Source organism: Nostoc sp. (genome assembly GCF_041747015.1).
In the GTDB taxonomy this organism is placed as follows: Bacteria; Cyanobacteriota; Cyanobacteriia; order Cyanobacteriales; family Nostocaceae; genus Nostoc.
The window spans coordinates 20,365-38,700 of record NZ_JBGTFY010000425.1; the positions used below are offsets into that span (position 1 = coordinate 20,365).

At 42.3% G+C, this 18,336-nt stretch carries 18 protein-coding genes and 3 pseudogenes; 11 read left to right on the forward strand and 10 right to left on the reverse strand.

From position 1 onward, the window contains the following. Positions 1-139: 139 nt before the first annotated feature. The gene (locus ACEW80_RS33535) at positions 140-670 is read left to right on the forward strand and encodes a cofactor assembly of complex C subunit B (protein ID WP_373530750.1); all 531 of its coding nucleotides are present in this window, start codon (positions 140-142) and stop codon (positions 668-670) included. Between the two features lie 450 nt (positions 671-1,120). On the opposite strand, the gene ACEW80_RS33540 is transcribed toward ACEW80_RS33535, so the two are convergent. Further along, positions 1,121-1,438, reverse strand: a complete 318-nt coding sequence (locus ACEW80_RS33540) for a DUF3155 domain-containing protein (protein WP_196518802.1) — start codon at positions 1,436-1,438, stop codon at positions 1,121-1,123. Between the two features lie 284 nt (positions 1,439-1,722). Here ACEW80_RS33540 and ACEW80_RS33545 point away from each other — a divergent pair, with 284 nt between their 5' ends. After that, positions 1,723-3,099 carry an ATP-binding protein gene (locus tag ACEW80_RS33545; RefSeq protein ID WP_373530751.1) on the forward strand — a complete coding sequence of 459 codons (1,377 nt, stop codon included), beginning with the start codon at positions 1,723-1,725 and terminating at the stop codon, positions 3,097-3,099. A gap of 54 nt (positions 3,100-3,153) precedes the next feature. Here the strand turns inward: ACEW80_RS33545 and thyX are convergent. Both thyX and ACEW80_RS33555 read right to left on the reverse strand, forming a co-directional pair. Then, positions 3,154-3,588: pseudogene (thyX, locus tag ACEW80_RS33550) on the reverse strand (FAD-dependent thymidylate synthase); the annotation flags it as partial. A gap of 3 nt (positions 3,589-3,591) precedes the next feature. Continuing rightward, positions 3,592-5,235: pseudogene (locus ACEW80_RS33555) on the reverse strand (FAD-dependent thymidylate synthase); the annotation flags it as partial. Between the two features lie 195 nt (positions 5,236-5,430). On the opposite strand from ACEW80_RS33555, the gene ACEW80_RS33560 reads away from it, so the two are divergent. Together ACEW80_RS33560 and ACEW80_RS33565 are read left to right on the forward strand one after the other, a co-directional pair. Further along, the gene (locus ACEW80_RS33560) at positions 5,431-5,646 is read left to right on the forward strand and encodes a chlorophyll a/b-binding protein (RefSeq protein ID WP_373530752.1); all 216 of its coding nucleotides are present in this window, start codon (positions 5,431-5,433) and stop codon (positions 5,644-5,646) included. A gap of 247 nt (positions 5,647-5,893) precedes the next feature. After that, complete coding sequence (locus ACEW80_RS33565; protein WP_373530753.1) at positions 5,894-6,475, forward strand: thioredoxin family protein; 582 nt, start codon at positions 5,894-5,896, stop codon at positions 6,473-6,475. 70 nt (positions 6,476-6,545) lie between these two features. Here the strand turns inward: ACEW80_RS33565 and ACEW80_RS33570 are convergent, their stop codons facing one another. The 4 genes from ACEW80_RS33570 to ACEW80_RS33585 all read right to left on the reverse strand — a co-directional run bounded on the left by ACEW80_RS33570 (position 6,546) and on the right by ACEW80_RS33585 (position 8,960). After that, a complete protein-coding gene (locus ACEW80_RS33570; RefSeq protein WP_373530754.1) occupies positions 6,546-7,058 on the reverse strand; it encodes a hypothetical protein in 513 nt (170 codons plus the stop codon). Between the two features lie 212 nt (positions 7,059-7,270). Further along, positions 7,271-7,507 (reverse strand): hypothetical protein, encoded by a 237-nt coding sequence (locus ACEW80_RS33575; protein ID WP_373530769.1) that lies wholly within the window; start codon positions 7,505-7,507, stop codon positions 7,271-7,273. A gap of 206 nt (positions 7,508-7,713) precedes the next feature. Further along, positions 7,714-8,361: a dCTP deaminase gene (dcd, locus tag ACEW80_RS33580; protein ID WP_373530755.1), complete on the reverse strand. Its 648-nt coding sequence runs from the start codon at positions 8,359-8,361 to the stop codon at positions 7,714-7,716. A 62-nt stretch (positions 8,362-8,423) separates the two neighbouring features. Further along, a complete protein-coding gene (locus ACEW80_RS33585) occupies positions 8,424-8,960 on the reverse strand; it encodes a P-loop NTPase family protein (RefSeq protein ID WP_373530756.1) in 537 nt (178 codons plus the stop codon). A 334-nt stretch (positions 8,961-9,294) separates the two neighbouring features. On the opposite strand from ACEW80_RS33585, the gene ACEW80_RS33590 reads away from it, so the two are divergent. Beyond that, positions 9,295-9,918 (forward strand): adenylate kinase family protein, encoded by a 624-nt coding sequence (locus ACEW80_RS33590; protein ID WP_373530757.1) that lies wholly within the window; start codon positions 9,295-9,297, stop codon positions 9,916-9,918. Between the two features lie 141 nt (positions 9,919-10,059). Here the strand turns inward: ACEW80_RS33590 and ACEW80_RS33595 are convergent. Further along, a pseudogene (locus ACEW80_RS33595) lies at positions 10,060-10,533 on the reverse strand (RNA-guided endonuclease InsQ/TnpB family protein); the annotation flags it as partial. 437 nt (positions 10,534-10,970) lie between these two features. Between ACEW80_RS33595 and ACEW80_RS33600 the strand changes: the two are divergent. Continuing rightward, complete coding sequence (locus ACEW80_RS33600) at positions 10,971-11,165, forward strand: HNH endonuclease (protein WP_373530767.1); 195 nt, start codon at positions 10,971-10,973, stop codon at positions 11,163-11,165. Here the strand turns inward: ACEW80_RS33600 and ACEW80_RS33605 are convergent. Next, positions 11,111-11,413 (reverse strand): hypothetical protein, encoded by a 303-nt coding sequence (locus ACEW80_RS33605; protein WP_373530758.1) that lies wholly within the window; start codon positions 11,411-11,413, stop codon positions 11,111-11,113. The two genes, ACEW80_RS33600 and ACEW80_RS33605, sit on opposite strands and share 55 nt — an antisense overlap. Before the next feature lie 166 nt (positions 11,414-11,579). Between ACEW80_RS33605 and rph the strand changes: the two genes are divergently transcribed. From rph to ACEW80_RS33630, 5 genes are all read left to right on the forward strand, one after another. Continuing rightward, positions 11,580-12,323: a ribonuclease PH gene (gene rph, locus ACEW80_RS33610; protein WP_373530759.1), complete on the forward strand. Its 744-nt coding sequence runs from the start codon at positions 11,580-11,582 to the stop codon at positions 12,321-12,323. A gap of 310 nt (positions 12,324-12,633) precedes the next feature. Next, positions 12,634-13,356: a 6-phosphogluconolactonase gene (gene pgl, locus ACEW80_RS33615; protein WP_373530760.1), complete on the forward strand. Its 723-nt coding sequence runs from the start codon at positions 12,634-12,636 to the stop codon at positions 13,354-13,356. A gap of 271 nt (positions 13,357-13,627) precedes the next feature. Then, entirely contained in the window at positions 13,628-14,506 is an 879-nt protein-coding gene (locus tag ACEW80_RS33620; protein WP_373530761.1) for an FHA domain-containing protein, read from the forward strand. A 323-nt stretch (positions 14,507-14,829) separates the two neighbouring features. Continuing rightward, the gene (locus tag ACEW80_RS33625; protein WP_373530762.1) at positions 14,830-15,573 is read left to right on the forward strand and encodes a M50 family metallopeptidase; all 744 of its coding nucleotides are present in this window, start codon (positions 14,830-14,832) and stop codon (positions 15,571-15,573) included. Beyond that, positions 15,574-15,831: a hypothetical protein gene (locus ACEW80_RS33630; RefSeq protein WP_373530763.1), complete on the forward strand. Its 258-nt coding sequence runs from the start codon at positions 15,574-15,576 to the stop codon at positions 15,829-15,831. Positions 15,832-16,057: 226 nt separating this feature from the next. Here the strand turns inward: ACEW80_RS33630 and ACEW80_RS33635 are convergent, their stop codons facing one another. Then, positions 16,058-18,163: an SPFH domain-containing protein gene (locus tag ACEW80_RS33635; RefSeq protein ID WP_373530764.1), complete on the reverse strand. Its 2,106-nt coding sequence runs from the start codon at positions 18,161-18,163 to the stop codon at positions 16,058-16,060. Between the last annotated feature and the right edge of the window lie 173 nt (positions 18,164-18,336).

An 18,336-nucleotide genomic window follows, 5' to 3' on the forward strand; every position in this document is an offset into this window, starting at 1 on the left:
AGATTTTAGATTTTGGATTGTGGAAGAGTTCCTGGTAATCGCTTTTTGGCGCTCCATTTGTCGCAATTATTGTTCAAATTGGTATAACGAATAATTGATAATGAATAAGTCTCCTCCAGCCAAACAATAACAATTAGTTATGGATACTGCTATTCTGCCATCGACATTTCTGCTGACCTTATTGTTATCAGTTGGGCTGTTTTTCTTTATTCGTGCCTCGACTAAAGACCGCACACAAACAGCGCAACTGGTATCTAAGCAGGATGAAGCTGCTTTTATGTCTCAATTAAAAGAGTATTTTCGATCGCGGTCTTACCGAGTAGCAGCGGTAGACCAAGAACAAAACCAGGTGACTTTTGAAGGTTTTGTCAGGCCTAGCTGGTTCTTAGCTATATTTCTAACTCTGCTGGCAGCTATTGGTATTGTTTGTCTATCACTAGTCATGTCTCTGCTTTTTCCTAGCCTCAGTACTCTTGTTCTGGCTATGGTACTGCTGTCGCCTTTAAGTGGTCTATTTTATTGGAAAAAATCTGGAAGACTTGAGAAGGTGTCGCTCAAAGTAGAAACAACTCAGAGCGAACCAACTTATTTAAGTAAAATTACTGTAGTTGCTCATCGAGATGAACTTACTGAGTTACAGAGGATTTTACAGTTAAAGGCTGGTGAATAATTGTTAATCTTTGTGACTATCTCTTGATTATAATATCCAGACTTCTGACCCAACCTACTCTTTAGGCAATAGAAAGTAGGAAGAAGGAAATCAAGGCTGCTACTTTGTCAATTTTCCCCACAACTTATGTCGTGGGGAAAAATTTAAATTGATTAACTTAAATTTGTTGACAGAGCTTGCTTAAAAATCTACGGCATAAGAGCGCAACTTCACTAGCGCTTTTCGAGGCGCTTGGCTCTATACCTACTCCCTTCTGCATCATGAAACTACCATCAACCTATGTAACCTAGAGTGGTTTGAAACAAGTTGACTTTCCAATTACCTGGACTAGCCTTAAAAAGCAAATCAGCTCCAAACTAAAAAAAAATTAAATTTTGCATAAACTTAGCAGTTTTGCTAGTTAATGATAGTCAGGAGCCACATTCAATGTGTAAGATGACCATTTCTAGTTCATCGACTAGCTAAAGCAAGAGGTTCTTGAACTGGCGAAGGTTCTAACACTCTCAAGCTAGGAAACAAGAAATGGTTTTCTTCTACGTATTGAGCACCAAACAGTCCCTTTTCTGCCCAGAAATAACGGTCTGTAGTGTGTTCATTTCGTTTTACCAGTAGTAACGCCGGTGGCAAAATACCTTCAGCTTGAATGAATCTTCTCGCTGCTGTCACAGGTTTTTCTTCCCCACTTTCGATACTATACTGAGGCACGTGTTCTAAAATCCGTCGTCCTTCCTGGCGACGACGACTTTTCCTTTTGCGTCTCCTTGCCAATCTATTGTCCTCCCTTTCAAGCTATAGATTGTAGTCATAGCTACAAAATTTGTCGTCATTATATAAGTTCTAATTCAAAATATCAATAGTTTTTAATGTTTTAGTTCAAGAAAATTAATATCTTTGAAGATAGTAAAACAAAATCTGCTCAGGATATAATTTCTTGGTACAAACCATCACTAAGAAGATTTTAGTTAAGCTTTATAAAATAAGTGAGGTAAAAACTTAAGTATCCTCTCTTAATTCATGCCTCAAAATCTGTAATCTTGAGCAAGAGCTAAAAAATGTTAATGTCTGCCAGTTCCGATTTTCTGGCTCTGTGCCGAGAGCAAATCGCGCTGCTAACCCAAGGGCTGGGAGCATCTTTAAGTGTTGTGTATTTAACACAAGAATTGCTAGAGACTCCCTCAGGTGAGGCAAAACTAATTCCTGTGGTGATTTCCCCGGAAACAGCATTATTACCGCAAGGAGAGGAAACTGTTGAGGCGATGCCTACGGCGGGCTGCGCCTACGCACGCCAGCAAATTCAAATTGGAAGTGTGTTGGTATTACCCAGCGATCAAAGAAGGTTATTGATAGCAGGGTCAGAATCTCCAAATTCGTCACCGGAGTCTGAGATCCCAGATGCGTCTCAACCCCATCAAAAAGAGGAACACTTACTTAATGGCAGCCAGATTGTTTTACCTTTGCTCTATGAGGGTGTGATGATGGGGTTACTGGTGACAAGTAGGGAAGACCGGGCATGGAATGAACACGAGCAAAGTCAGATTCAACGGATAGCTAAAACACTGGCGATCGCTTGTATTTTGGATCAGCGGCGAGCATGGTTTGAGCAGCAATTACATGAACAACAGATTTTGCAAGAAAAACAGCGCGATTTGCTGGATAATCTGTTGCATCAGTTTCGTAACCCATTGACGGCGTTACGAACTTTTGGTAAACTGCTATTGAAAAGATTACGACCAGCAGACGCCAACCGGAATGTAGCAAATAGTATTGTCCGGGAAAGTGATCGCCTCCAAGAATTATTACAACAATTTGACCAAGTAATTGACTTGACAGAGGCAGATTTAGCACCACTAAATCTGGCGGAAAATGAAGTATTTGTCGAAGCAACTGTCCAAAAATCCGCTAAACCGCCGCTATTATTGCCGGGAACGGGAGATAAATCAGTTGACTGCTCGTTAGCACATATATTAGAACCATTATTAATATCAGCCAAAGCGATCGCCCAAGAGCGAAATCTCCAACTAATAATTGAAATTAAGCACAATTTGCCCCTAGTACGTGCCAACGTTAAAGCATTGCGAGAGGTTTTAAATAACATCATCGATAATGCTTTGAAATACACTCCGACTGGTGGGAAAATTTTGATCCAGGCAGGGCAAGGAAAAGCTAATTTTCAAGGAATTGTGATCAGTGACAACGGGCCTGGCATCCCACCCCAAGATTTAGAGCATCTTGGAGAACGGCATTACCGGGGTGTACAAGCGCATACAGAAATCCCTGGTACAGGTTTGGGGTTAGCTATCGCTAAACAATTAATCGAGCAAATGCAGGGCGAAATCGAGGTTTTCAGCCCTGCAATCAACTCGAAGCTTTCTTCACCTAATGCACCGGGAACTACGTTTATTATTTGGTTGCCAGAAGTTAGGAGTTAGCAATAGAGATGCGATTAATCGCGTCTCTCTAGGAACGAGCCTCAGACGCTTTGCCTAAGGTGCTAATCTGGCCTTACCTAGACGCTGCTTTTCATACCATTGTGCGATCGCAGGTGTCCAATCTTCAAAATGCGGCCACATCATTTCACACAATTTTTGAATTTCAAGTTGAGCGTCTTTCTTATTTCTCAGGTCACAAAAATGCAAGAAAGACCTTAAATTGAAACTAACTACAAAATGCTGGCGATAATCAAAAGGCACTTTTCCTCTTGCGTGTTCTTCAGACATTCCAGCCTCAAAATCAGCTTTATATCGTTTAGCTGCGTCTTCACACCATTGCAAATCTGCTGCTCGTTGCTCTGGTGAATAGTGGTACTTTTTGCCCTGTCTATCAGTGTAATAACCAACGGGACGTAGGTAAAAAACATCTTCTATGTCTTTCTTACCTTCTACTACATCAATAAATTGGTTGCCTGTATACCTAAAAGAATTGTGAACTACAATTCCGTTAGCGACAAAATTATGCCATGAACCATCAACTTCTAGATCATAAGTCATTTGTTCTCCAAGGTATTCTACACTCTTAACCTTGACTGGATGCGCCTGAAGCTTTCTACCCATAGGCTTCGGCTTGGAACGCCAAATTGCGGTTTCTAGGATTGGTTTGTAGGATTTAGCGAATTCAGCCTCTTGATTCTTTTGATGAATATATTCGTGACACTTTTTGCATAAAGTCACTAGGTTATCAAATTTATAAGCAAGCAATTCACCAGCATAAACTGGTATTAAATGATGAGCATGAAGATTACCACCACGAACTTTACATTTCTGGCAAATATAGTTGAACTTTTCATGTACTTGTGGAGCAGTTTCTCTTGTCCATGCACCTATTAGCTCTCTTTCAGTGGATGTACCTCCTTTCCAAAAGTTAGATTCTTCTTTTCTTTTTGTATATTTATTCGCGTTTTCTATACGTTTTTTTCGACTTTCTTCTGACAAGTTTAAGCGATAACCACCTTTACCCTTGTTCCAAGGATTTTTTGAACCAGGTGGCTTTTTATTTAGGGATAAACCGTAAGCGTAAACCCATTTTTTAATTGCTTCTATTGAGCAGTTACCTAGTACTGCCATCTCATCAGTATGAAGTCCTTTACTAAGTTGCTCTTCTAACCAAAACTTGTCTCGATAGAGTGCATCAGGGTTATAGTTCCAGGGCTTATGTTCTTTAGCAAATTGACTATCTTTTGGATTTAAAGATAATCCATATCTACTAGCCCAACTTCTAACAGTATTTATGGAACATTTAGATAGGTATGCAATTTCTAATGTAGAGAGTCCTTTTGCTATTTGAGATTTAAGCCATTCCCTGTTTTTGTAAAGCCGGTTGTCTACTACTACCAGACCATTACACATCAAGTTGCACAGCTTAGTCATTTTGACTACATTACCATCATGATTAGTAACTAAACCAACAGCATCACCCATCCTTTCCCAGCCAACTGAGGTAAATAGGCGATGGTTAACAGTACAATCTAAAGTCTTTCCATCTTCTAAAGTTACTCGGTAGACGGGCTGAAGACCACTGCATATTACATCCTTAATATGCCCAATTTCAAATAAGCCAGTTTCTTCGTTTAGAACTCGCAAACGCATTTTGCGGATACGTTGTTTAGAGTCACGTCGATACTGACCGGGTGGTTCTCCATTTCTACCGCGAATCGACCTTTGACGGATTGCTTTTTCCCCGTTAGTCCAGAGTTCGTATAGCTCTCCAATAGTTTTTTTCAAGTTTTGGTTACTTTCGCCTTTACAGTTAACAAAAGTGATTTCAGTATTACCAGCCAGACATTGAACATCAAATGATACGCCCACACGATGAGTACGAGCCTGCTGCATCACACTGTGGGGAAAGTAGCCACAGTTGAACACAATCTGGGGATGCTCTAGAGGCCCATAGTGTCCTCTCTCACCTGCTAACAGTCGCTTAACAATAACTTCGCCACTTTGTGACTCCGAAGGCCAGGAGTCGCGCTCATCAAATACGAACCCATCAGTATAGTCCTGGTGCATCGCGGCATAAATCACCTGCTGGGGGTTTGGTGTTTTGGCAATAACCTCTACTCGAAATCGATGCATGAGCTTTTGGGGAATGGATTTATGACTGAAAGCGCTTACTAAGAAGGAGCGGAGCCTGTTGATTAGACATGGCTTTGAACTCGATCCATCATCATATCTCTGGCTTGGACTTCTACTTGAGCAGATTAAGATACTTTACAAATATTAATATAGTCGTTACACTTGTTTACATAAAGAGAAGACAGGGAAAAATCCATGCGTACAAACACTGCTATAATTGACGACCAAGGCAAACTGAACAACTTTGCGATCGAGCCAAAGGTTTATATAGATGAGCAAGGCGATCGCACAGGCTTCACTCCTTACGCAGAAATGCTCAACGGTCGTTTAGCCATGATTGGTTTTGTCTCTCTGATGGCATTAGAAGTATTCACAGGACACGGTATTGTTGGTGTTTTGGCAAATCTGTAATAACTAATTTTTATAACTTAATTCTCAACAAATATTAAGAGACGGTAAATTTACCGTCTCTTAATTTATGGAAAACTTAGTGCTATAGGACTCCGGTTTGATTTTTGAAACTATACTGAGACTGAAAAGCTCGTTTTACCAGGGTTTCATCTGAAATCCTGTTCAGAAATCAAATATGAGTCCTATAGAGTAAAATATACTGATAGCAAAAGCTGTTAGTTATCAGCGTAAAGTTATCAGGTAAATTATGTCTTTAACTGCTTCAACAATGTTGCCGCTAGGCACTAAAGCACCAGATTTTCATCTCCCGGAAGTGGTATCTGGAAAGGCAACTTCACTTAGCACCTTTGCAGATAAAAAAGCGCTGTTGGTAATGTTTATTTGTCGGCATTGCCCTTTTGTAAAGCACGTCGAAAAAGAATTAGCGCAGTTAGGAAAAGATTATTTTACAAGTGATTTGGCGATCGTTGCCATCAGTGCTAATGATGCAAAGAATTACCCAGATGATGCGCCAGATTCGTTACAAGCATTTGTAGCAGAATTAGGTTTTAATTTTACTTTATGCTACGACGAAAGTCAGGAAACGGCTAAGGCTTACACAGCAGCTTGTACACCTGATTTTTTTGTATTTGATAGCGATCGCCAACTTGTTTATCGGGGACAATTAGATGATAGCCGCCCCAGTAATGGTAAACCTGTTACGGGCGCAGATTTACGCGCAGCCATTGAAGCAGTGCTGGCAAGTAAACCTGTTACAAGCGAGCAAAAGCCGAGTGTTGGGTGCAATATTAAATGGAAACCTGGAAACCAACCCAGTTATTTTGGTTGAAAGAGACTGAGTATTGGGGATCGGGTATTAGGTATTGAGAAATCTTCCTAGTCCCTAATTCCCATAACTATCAGTGTTTAATTTCTAAATTGAGGATGTAGCGTCCTAGCTGGACTTTTTCTGACCATAATTCATATTCCAGTCGTAAATGCTCTGGTAAAGGGTGTCCATTGAGAGTTAAGCTACTAGTAAAATTCCGTAAACGAATGGGATCGTTAGATTGCAATGACTCAGTTGGCAACCAATAGCGACTGATACCATAAACACCCTTTTCCCAGAAATGACGGTAACTTACTTGAGCATTACCTTGCATAGTCATGATTACCCGGTAAGGGGAAATCTCCAGCCACAAAATCCTCGGACTATTGGGGGCGTAAGCCTTGCTCTTAGTTTGAGAAAGTGTGTCCTCTGGACTAAAGACACTTTTTACTTCGCAGCTAATTAGGGGCGGTGCAGTCAACAGTAAATGGAACCGCTCAGTGTCTTTTTGATACAATGTCCCGGCAGTTTCGACAACAGACCAGATTGGTAGGTCAGTGGAAATAAGCGATAAGCACACGGGCTTGCGGTGATGAGTCAGCATGGGAGCGATAAGAGCTAAAAGCTATTGAAAAAAGTGAAATGAACATCAAGCAGTCTAATAGGTCAGATAAAAAACTAAATAGTAAAACAGGCTTAATATTAAGTTAATCCACAGTTTGTAAGCTACACAAATCTGGATAAAAACAAGTAAGGTGTGAGCTTAGACAGCAAAGACGGCGCTTTTTTTAGAGAGAGTTAATTCGTAGGTAAAGCTTATAAATATTTTAAGACTATAGCCTCAAAACAGTGGGAGTCGTTGTAGATGCTAGAAACCTTCTTGAGGGAGACTTCCCGTAAATTTGAGTAAGTTTCATGCAGCAAAAAGCGATAGGATACTAAGGAAGAAGTAACCAGCAGCAAACCAAGTCGGTGATGAACTTCGGATGTCTTCAAAAGCCAGTGTATCCTAATGTCGGCTTCATTCAAGGACAAGCTTTCAAACCGACTCATTACAACTCCCCCATCGCCTGTGTCCAAGTTAAATCTTGCATCCTGCTTATGGGTTTAAGCTCAGTTTTTTGTTTCTACCATAAAAAATGCGGTACAACCAAATATATTTCATAATTATTGCTACTTTAAGACATTTTACGCAGCATTGTTGTAGCAAATATAATTGAAGACTTAGGGGATATTTTATAGTCAACTTGCGATCGCAACTAAACTTTAGCCAGAGTTACAATCTCTAGCTGATCTTGATATTTACCCTGACGTGTTTCGTAACTGATAGCGCAGGGTTCGCCTTCTAAAAATAGCAATTGCACCACACCTTCGTTCGCGTAGATGCGACAGTCGGCGCTGGAAGAATTAGAAAACTCCAATGTAAGATGACCCCGCCACGCAGCCTCAGCAGGCGTTAAATTTGCGATGATACCGCAACGTGCATAAGTACTTTTGCCTATGCAAATCACTGTAATATTCTCAGGAACCTCCAGTTTTTCCAGAGCAACCCCAAGTCCATAGGAATGAGCAGGTAAAATAAAGTAATTGCCATTGGCATCTGTGTGCAGTGCTGTCGGCTCCAGATTTTGAGGATTAAAGTTTTTGGGATCAACTACGGTTCCAGGAATATGGCGAAAAATGCGGAACTCAGCCGGGGAAAGGCGTATGTCGTAGCCATAAGAAGACAAACCATAGCTAATTACAGGTTGAACCGCTACAGCCTCATCTATCTGAGAAAGTTCCGAACTGCGGGAGCCACCGCTCAAACTTTCCGCTTTTTGCACTTTTCGGATTAAGCTTGGCTCAAAGGGCGAAATCAAACCCTGTTGAGCCATTTCAGTAATCCAGATATCGTTCTTAATCACAAATTCGCTGCTAACGTTAATTCAAACAGACTAGATATATTAACACGAACTGAGTATTTTGTTTAGGGTCGATGACTGCGACGGATTTCTGTAATTTGATCTGCTATATCCAAGAGAGATTTGGGCATCTCTGGCCCTGTGAGAATGATATCGACGTGGGGAGGGCGTTTTGCTAAAAAAGCTAAAACTTCAGTTTCAGGAATTAAACCAAAGTTAATTGCTAAATTTAACTCATCTAAAACAACGAGAGAATACTTACTCTCACACACTACCTGTTGTGTATACTGCCACAGCTTTTGTAAGGCTTGGTTTTCCGTATCGTCTAAATGGGGTGTATCAATCCAACGAGGCAAATCACAGCGAATCCAATCTAAATTTTGTCCTAGTTGTATAGGTCTTTCCTGTCCTTGACGAATACCTCCTTTGAGAAACTGCACTATTAATACTGGCGTTCCTTGTCCAGCTATTCTCAGTGCTTGAGCTATAACGCTCGTAAAAAAGTTACGATGAGAGCTAGTGAAAACTTGCACTAGTCCTTCAACTGGATATGGTAACGTTAGAGTTGAATTTATACTTGGGGTTTCTAGCTGGGCAGCCATAAGGTAAAGTTCAAAAATTTACAATAAATTAAAGTTTTGTACTGGCGGTACTTGTTCCAAATTTGCCTGTATAATCAATCTGTTTTTCACAGGTGTAGTGGATTTGGCAAATTGCATTCTTAGTCAAACACTACGCTTGTGCTAAAGTCAAGAGTTATTTTCGTTTTTTCGCTGAAAGTAGTTGTAAAAATGAAAACACATAAATTTAGAGTTCCAATTATTTAAAAAAGCTGGGCATAACAGATGAAAATCGCTAAATGTGAGATTTCGCGGTTGTTTGGGCAAAGCTGTACTTAGCAAGTAGTGAATTTTACAGGATAAGGAGTTAATTGTTGTGAAATTGGTGATTCTGGGAGGTTCAGGATCGGGTAAAAGCACTCAAGCACAAAGCCTTTGCAGATACTTTGATATTCCTCTGATTTCTACAGGTGAGATTTTACGGGAAGCAATATCTGGCGATAAGCTCTTGCCGGAGTTCCAATGGTCAGAGGCCGACCCTCGGATTTCTCTTTCGGTTTACGCTAGCTTGAATGAACTAGGTTACCACGCACGGCCATATATGGAAAAAGGAGAGTTGGTTCCAGATGAAATGATTATTGAATTGATCCAAATTCGCCTCAGACAACCAGATATTAACTGCGCTTGGGTGTTAGAAGGTTATCCTCGTACTGCCTTCCAAGCTGAAGAATTAGATTTTTTATTGGATAATTTAGGGCAGAAGCTAGATTGGGCAATTTATCTACAAGTCCCGGAAGCAGTCATGGTTAACCGCTCCTTGGGGCGATCGCTGCCAGATGACCAACCCGAAATCGTGCAACGCCGGGTAGAATTATTCTACGATCGCACCATTCCCATCCTAGAATATTACGACCGTCGTCGCTGCTTGTTGACCATCAACGGCGACCAGTCACCAGAGATGGTGCAGCAAAATATTTTGACTCTACTTTCAGTTCCTTAGAACACAAGCAGGGGGCAGAGGGGCAGGGAGATAAGGGGACAAGGGAGACAAGGAGAATAACCAATGCAATGCTCAATGCCCTTCAAATGATGATTTGCAAAACTAAGCTAACCTTAAGGCAGTATTTTGACACTCGCCGCTCTAAAGAGACGGGGATTCTTTAATCAAAGACATGACTTGCTCATCCAGGATTACTCTAGCATGAGTAGTGGTCGCATCTCCTAAAGCGTTGCCTACATCTAGTGCAGAGGTTCCCGTATGCCCTACGGTACCCAATCCTCGACTAAGGATATTTCTAGCTGCGTTTTCATCTCTATCCATAACGCACCCACACTTACAAACGTGTGTCCTGGTAGATAGAGTTTTCTTAACAATTTCACCGCAACTAGAGCATTCCTGGCTTGTGCATTGCGGGTTAACCGCAACCGTGACTCTTAAAAACACTTTTCCAAAGTATTCAAGCCAGACACGAAACTGATACCAAGATGCGTCATTGATGGACTTAGCTAAACAATGATTCTTCACCATATTTTTAATCCTCAAATCTTCGTAGGCGATCAAGTCGTTAGACTGAACTACGCACCGTGCTAATTTCACAGCATGGTCTTTACGTTGAAAAATGATATAATAAGATTGTTCTATTTTGAGTGTTTTGGATGCAAATCATAAGCCGAGAGGACGCAATTCATCAGGAATTAAGGCGATATTTTACAGGCAATCCGTGTAAGTTTGGGCATATCTCTGAAAGGTTAGTTTTGAGTAAACGATGTCTTGAATGCGACAGAATTCGCAGTGCCAAAAGACGAGAAAGTAACCCTGGCTTTTTAGAGTCAAATAGAGAACACTCAAGACGATTTAACTCTGAGAATCAGGAACACTTAAGACGTATTAAAAGAGAACGTTATGCAAGCGACGAGGCATTTAGGGAATTAGAAAAGCTTCGACACAAAACTTACTACAGAACTCAAGATGGCAGACAGTCTAAGATTAGAAACCGTAATCAATACAGAGCTTTGAAGATTAATGCATTAGCGCAATGCGTTAATAAAATAATGACTGAAGAGTTTTATGTGAACTGTCCCGATGATTACGAAGTGGATCACATCATTCCTTTATCCAAAGGTGGAAATCACGACGTTTCAAATCTTCAATACCTTACAAAAGCTTTAAACGTTAGCAAGAAAAACAGGCATTATACAGAAATAGGACTACCTATCATTTGCATCCCCTGCAATCCTATTTTATAAAACCGAGAGATAGAAGACCATGCCCGTTCAGCAGAAGCTTGACGAGCCATTGAATTGAGTTCATCAGCAAAGGGAAATTGTGCCGCAAGCACAGCACAATACTTCTGCAAATCGTTTTTACCCGTGCCTTTGACATCCATCCATAACTTAATACAGCTATTACGAATAAACTTTGCAGTCCGAATTGCATCATCTATTGCTACTAATTGCGCCGACTTTCCATAAGTTTTGAACTCAAATACAAGCATCGCTTTACCTCCCATCTTATACTGTCATGGTTGGTATAAGATATTAGAGGAATTGAAAAACTTTATTAATCTTGACGGTTGAATAAATTCAACTATTCGCTTATATTCCCCGCCATTCATGCGGGGGATATAAGCATCACACTCGTAAAAACTTGAGGCAACTCCAATGGCTTGGCAGCGTCCAGACGGTCGGATTCCCTGCGAATTACGTCCGATCAACTTTTACCCTAGTTTCACCCGCTTTGCCCCCGGTTCTGTTCTCGCAAGATGCGGTGATACTCAAGTACTTTGTACTGTTAGCGTTACTAAAGGAGTTCCGAAGTTTCTCGAAGGAACTGGTAAAGGCTGGTTAACTGCTGAATACCGGATGCTACCAGCTGCTACCCAAAAACGCCAAGAAAGGGAATTATTAAAATTATCTGGACGGACGCAAGAAATTCAACGTCTAATTGGCCGCAGCTTACGTGCAGCAGTAGATTTTGAGGCACTGGGAGAACGCACGCTGACTGTGGATGCTGATGTGTTGCAAGCAGATGCTGGAACTCGGACAACAGCCATTACAGGCTCGTTTGTGGCGTTGGCTCATGCAATTTCTAAATTGTTGCAGGAGGGCGTGTTAGAGCGATCGCCTTTGTGTGGACAGGTAGCAGCGGTTTCCGTAGGATTACTGGAGGGAGAGCCATTTTTGGATCTGAATTATATCGAAGATGTGGCTGCAACAGTAGATTTTAATGTGGTAATGAATCAACACTTGGGAATCATTGAAGTCCAAGGAACAGCCGAAGAAGGCAGCTTTAGCCGTACTCAGTTGAATCAACTGCTAGATGTTGCCGAAAAGGGAATTCAGGAATTGTTAATCGCCCAACGTGAAGCGATCGCTGATTGGGAAGCCCTGTTTATGGGAGATTAATAATATGTCATTACCCAGTGCAAAATTAAGTGATTAATTAGTTTTATTAATTTTTAATAAGAATTAATAAATGTATCCTCTGTGGTGTTAATCAACAAAGTATCAAGTAACTGGATGTAAATAAAAATAATCATGATAGTACTTAGTAGTTAGTGGGACTGACTACTAAGTACTACCGTTGAAGGTGATAGGGTGCGTCTACATTTTTCCAACCTACCTAATCCACGATGTTAAATGTTTCAAAAGTTAAAAAGGGAGATTGTAATAAGTTCGGTATTGTATTGCTGGAAGCCAGCAAGATGATGAAGCCATGAACAAAACCGTTGAAGTTCTACCGGATCAGCTAGCACTGGTTGCACGAGCGCTAGAATTAATTCTGTCCAAGTTACAAACTGCCATTGAGCAGCGTGGGCGATTTACGATCGCCTTATCTGGCGGCAGTACACCTAAGCCGTTATATGAAGCGCTTGCTAATCAAAAACTGCCTTGGGATAAAATTCATATATTCTGGGGTGATGAGCGTTATGTACCATCAGATCATCCCGATAGCAATGAACTGATGACCCGTCGGGCATGGCTAGATCGCGTTGATATACCAGGAGCTAACATTCACCCTGTACCGACTTTTGAAGCTAATCCAGAACTAGCTGCTGCTAAGTATGAACAAGCTCTCAAAGAGTTTTTCAATTCTTCTGGGGTCGAGTTTCCCTCATTGGATGTAGTATTACTAGGAATGGGTGATGATGCACATACCGCATCTTTGTTTCCCCACACAGAGGCTCTCAAAGTACGCGATCGCCTAGTTACTGTGGGTAACAAAGACAAAAACCCCCGGATAACTTTCACATACCCCTTCATCAACTCTGCTCATAGCGTGATTTTTCTGGTTGCTGGTGCTAATAAACGACCAGCTTTGGCGCAAGTCTTTGCACCTGTAGCCGATGACTTCACTTACCCATCCCGCTTAATTCAGCCCAAAGGTGAACTTTGGTGGCTACTGGATGCAGCAGCAGGTTTGGAACTCCAACATTAAACTTGGGCATTGGGCAAAACAGTTCCGTTAGCGGATAGCTAGGGTTTAGCCCGTTCCCAGTTTTGAGTGCTGAGTAAAGAAATGAGATTCCCCACTCAGCACTCCTGAAGGGCATTGGTTATTCTCCTTGTCCCCCCTGCTCCCCGCATGAGAGCGTCCAATTAATTCATCGTTCCATCAGTAGTAATTGCTAGAATCTAAAGCTAGGGCCGCCTTCTGCTTGCTAGTCCTACCTATATTTATGATGATCTTGAATAAAGGCTAAATATCGATGATCGTCTGCCCTAATTGCAATCATCCCAACCCTGATGGCGCTGTCCAGTGTGAAGCTTGCTATACACCGCTACCCGCAACTACTAACTGTTCCAGTTGTGGGGCAACGGTGCAGGCAGATGCTGCATTCTGCGGTCAGTGTGGCTATAACCTGCACTCCGCAGGAGTTCCACACGTTCATACAACAGTAGCTGCAACAGTTACTCCCGATATTCCTGTGGAAGTACCGCCGTTAGTTTCACCTGATCCACTGTTAGAACTTTTAGAACCAGATGCCTTGGGAATGAACGAATCTACCAACTCTCATCCCTCTGGCTCATCTTTACCACCAACACAGGTGGCACTTGCCCCAGTAGCTCCGCCACAGGTATCTGTTGCAGAAAGCAGCCCCCCCGAACCAGCGCCAACCGTCCCAGATCAACCCGTAGTCTCTGTACAAAGTATTCCGACTCCACCACCTTTGGAACCAGCGTCAACGTCTGAAGCCGAAGTACCCTCGCCAGCAGCACCAGCACCAAGTACAACTGCTGCCAGAACGCAATTGCAGCTGGTTACAGCGCGGTTAATCCACGTTCAAACTGATCAGCTAATTGAATTGCCGCAAAATGTCTCTGTGATTCATATCGGCAAGGTCAATGATCGGATTCCCCCAGATATAGATGTTTCAGGATTTCCCAATTCAGAAATTGTCTCGCGGATTCATGCAGATATTCGCGTTGAGGGAGACGCTCACTATGTAGAAGATGTAGGAAGTTCTAATGGCACTTATATTAATAATTTGCCGCTTTTACCGGGGAATCGTCATCGCTTGCGACCAGGCGATCGCATCAGCTTGGGTAAAGGAGACTTGATGACATTCCTATTTCAACTTGCTTAACTGATTCTCTATTAATTGTGACATCAGTCTAGGCATTTTCTGCCTATCCTCCGGCAGCCATTTTGGAGGAGAGAAAAATGAACCGCATCAGACAAGCGACGGATAACTATGTTTTTCTTGATAGCGCCATAGTTACAGCCGTCGCTTCGAGGTGCGAATTGTTGCATTGCCCAGCAACTCCACTACTTTAATAATTAAACTAAGATGGATAAAAATAGACTGCAAATTTTCGATTGAAGGGATAATCTAAAATCCAAAATCGAATACCCCCAAATTCCTATATTAGGGCAATCTAAAATCTAAAATCTAAAATTGAGTGACCTATGAGGGAACCAAGCAAAAATTTTGAAACCTTGCTCACAAAAGAAGCCCCGTCAGTTGTTGAACGCATGGGGCTAACCTGGCTAATTGCAGCAGCGATCGCAACTGCTTTATTGTGGCAATTACCAGGAGGTGATTATATCTTATACCCATTTACGATCCTGGCAACCTGGTTTCATGAAATGGGTCACGGCTTAATGGCAGTCCTATTAGGGGGACAGTTTCAGAAATTAGAGATTTTTAGCAATGGTTCCGGTGTCGCAACTTATGGCATCCGTTCGTCATTGGGGCCAATTGTCCCAGCAATGGTTGCAGCAGCCGGGCCAATGGGGCCACCTCTTGCCGGTGCAGCTTTGATTCTAGCTTCTCGCAGTTTTAAAACAGCAACCCTCTGTTTAAAAATTTTAGGGAGTTTTTTGCTATTTTCCACATTAATTTGGGTACGTTCCTGGTTTGGATTGGTGGCAATACCTGTACTAGGTTTAATAATTTTGGGTATCGCCCTAAAAGCACCTCGTTGGGCACAGGGGTTTGTGATTCAATTTCTGGGTGTACAAGCTTGTGTGAGTACGTACCATCAACTTGATTATTTATTTAGTAGTTCTGCTGGTTCCCTTGGACTTTCTGATACAGCGCAAATGCAACGGTATTTGCTTTTACCTTACTGGTTTTGGGGTGGGTTGATGGCGATCGCATCTCTGGTGATTTTAGTTCAAAGTCTCCGCGTTGCCTATCGTTCAGCATAAATGAATATGCAGATTAGCGATCGCCCTCTTCCAGTCACGAATTCAACCCTCAGTATCTTGATTGCTGAATTAAGCACAGAATGTCTGAAAGTACAAGCTTTAGTTAACCAATTACATTTAAAGAGTTTAACTGCTACCCAACAAGCCGAGATTCTCGCAGAACTCCTAGCTGCTGCGGTTCATTTGCATAATCATTGTGACGAAGATTTTCAGATACTCATTGCTGAGGAAATAGAAAATTTGCCTGATGAGGATTGAATGCTGATTTTGTCCAAAGTCTCCGCGTTGCCTATTGTTGGGCGTAAACGAATATGCAGATTAGCGAGCGCCCTTTTCCAGTCACGAATTCAACTCTTAATACCTTAATCAATCACTTCCAGTTATCTAAATTTAGGATAAAAGGGAAAAGACTTAAAATCTTTACCCTTTTTTCTTTCGCCTTTTCCTAAACAAAACTTTACAGACTTCGATTTATTCTACCGACTTACTTATCCACTGGAAAATTAACAACTATAGGTGGAAAACCGTTTTCTGCGGTTGGTTGTGCTTTGGTAACTATCGGTTGGGGATGCAAAGGTGTTGGTGTGAATTCACCCTTCCCAGTTTGATTCCATAAAATCATCGATAGTAGCCCATCTACTAAGCCGTTATTGCTGCCATTACTGCCAACTAAGACATCTGGAATCAAGCGGACATGGCGATCGCCTATAATCTGCATTAGTTGCATAGCTGTATAACCTTGTGATCCCAAGGCTTCCACACCAGTCCGGTAGGTTTCAGCTTTAGCGTTACCTGTAGCACGAATACCTTCAGCCTCCGCAATTGCCCGGAGTTTTGTCCCCTCAGCTTCACCATTCGCCTGCTTGATTTGGGCTTGGGCTTTGAGGTCAGCAATATGTACACTCTGCTCCGATTTCACCATTTCCTGCTGGATATTAGCCAGTGCCGTTTCCCGAACAAGTTGCTGCCGTTGGGTTTGCGCCATCTGCTGGACTTCATAAGTCTTGCGTTCTTCTTCAGCAATTTTTCGGTCTGTCTGTGTCTGCATTAATGATGCTGGTGGCTGAATATCACCAATGAGGGTGTCGATCGCTTGCACGTCATAAGCCCGCAATGCTGTTTTAATATACTCAGCAGCCTCAGTTTGTCGCTCACTCCGAGCAGTCAGAAAGTCTAGTACAGTACAGTTTTGGGCTGAGTTGCGGAAATAATTACCAATAGTCGGTTCTAATACATGGTCTACCAGATTTTGCATTGCCCCAACGCGAGAAATCACCTTCGGGGCATCTAAAGCACCCACATGGATAATTTGTGCTACTTCTAAATCAAAGGCAAATCCATCACGCGATCGCACTGTCAAGGAAGCTAGTTGAGCATCATATCTGTGGCGTTCAGTCCGACTTGACCAATTTAAAACAATGTTGGTCGTTGGCACCAGTTCCATCTTCATGATTCGGGAATTAATTGGGTGCTTACCAGGGTATAGCGGTTCCACCCACACGCCTTTGTGTCCCTGATTGACCAAGTTACCGTGGGTGAAAGCTGCGCCACTGACATCTTGATGCGCCTTACCCACGAAAGAAATCACCACACCCACGTATCCAATAGGAATTTCTGTCATGGGGACTTGCTCAACCTGAACAAACCAAGGATTCAAGTTCCAAGAACCAGAAAGCAAGGTTTGCTCTTGTAAGCCTCGCCGCCCACCTCCATCAATAAATTTCTGACCATTTTGGAAGTTGTTGTGTTCGTCAATTATCGGGCCTGCAAGTTCACCAGCAGAAATTGGTACGCCATCTAAGGTAGTGACAATGCCAACTTTGTCAGATGCCAGACTGTACACCCGCAACTGTTCTGGAGTCATGCCATGAGCGCTGGCATTTGATGCCATGATCACTTTAAACAGGGCAGTGTTAATTCGATATGTACCAGCCGTGAGAAAACCCATCTGTCGCCCTTTTTCCCCACCTTGGCTGAGGAATTTCCGAGCATCTTGGAAGTTGTCACAAATGACAATTTTGCCCAAGATCCGCTCTGGTGGGTTGGATTCACCATCTGCGGCGACAATTAGAGCGATTTCCCCTTGAGGAACGACAATTACCGACTCTTTCTTTACAGAATATTGCCAAGGCCAATAACCCCAGTGCCAACCAGGTGCTAGAGTATCTGCCTGTAAGCCAGCTTCTCCGTTGAGAGCAATCAAACTTCCGGCGGGGAGTCCGCGCCCGGAAATCGTAAATTTTCTCACCACAACGCCGACTTCACGTTCGCCAATAACTACCAGTCCGCCAAAGAATAGGGGGACAAATATGATCAAACCGCCAACAAGTAAGATGGGAACCAGTACAACAGGATTAATCCCAGCAGTTTGATATTGAATCCTAGTGGTTTGTAACTCGGCAATATTTGGTTTGGTCTGATTTAGCTGGACAGTTACCGCAGTGATTTGTTTTGCAGTAGTTATGTTTACAGAAGTAGCATTGGCAGAATGAACACTACCAGCCATCGCTAACGTTGCTACGATAGATGCTGCAAAACGAACTGCCTTATTTTGTTTATGCGTACTAAGCAAAGAAGAAAAGCTTTTCATAATTTGTGCCCAAATGGGCAACTAATTAGTTAACTTCTATACTTTTGCAGAAATTGACCCAGAAATTAAATTCCTGAGCTAAGTATCAAAAAGTTGCAACTGGTGGTCTAGGCGGCTAAACGAAGAATTTGATCTAGCTCACGTGAGCGTGGCGTCAAGTCCCCTTCAGGAGC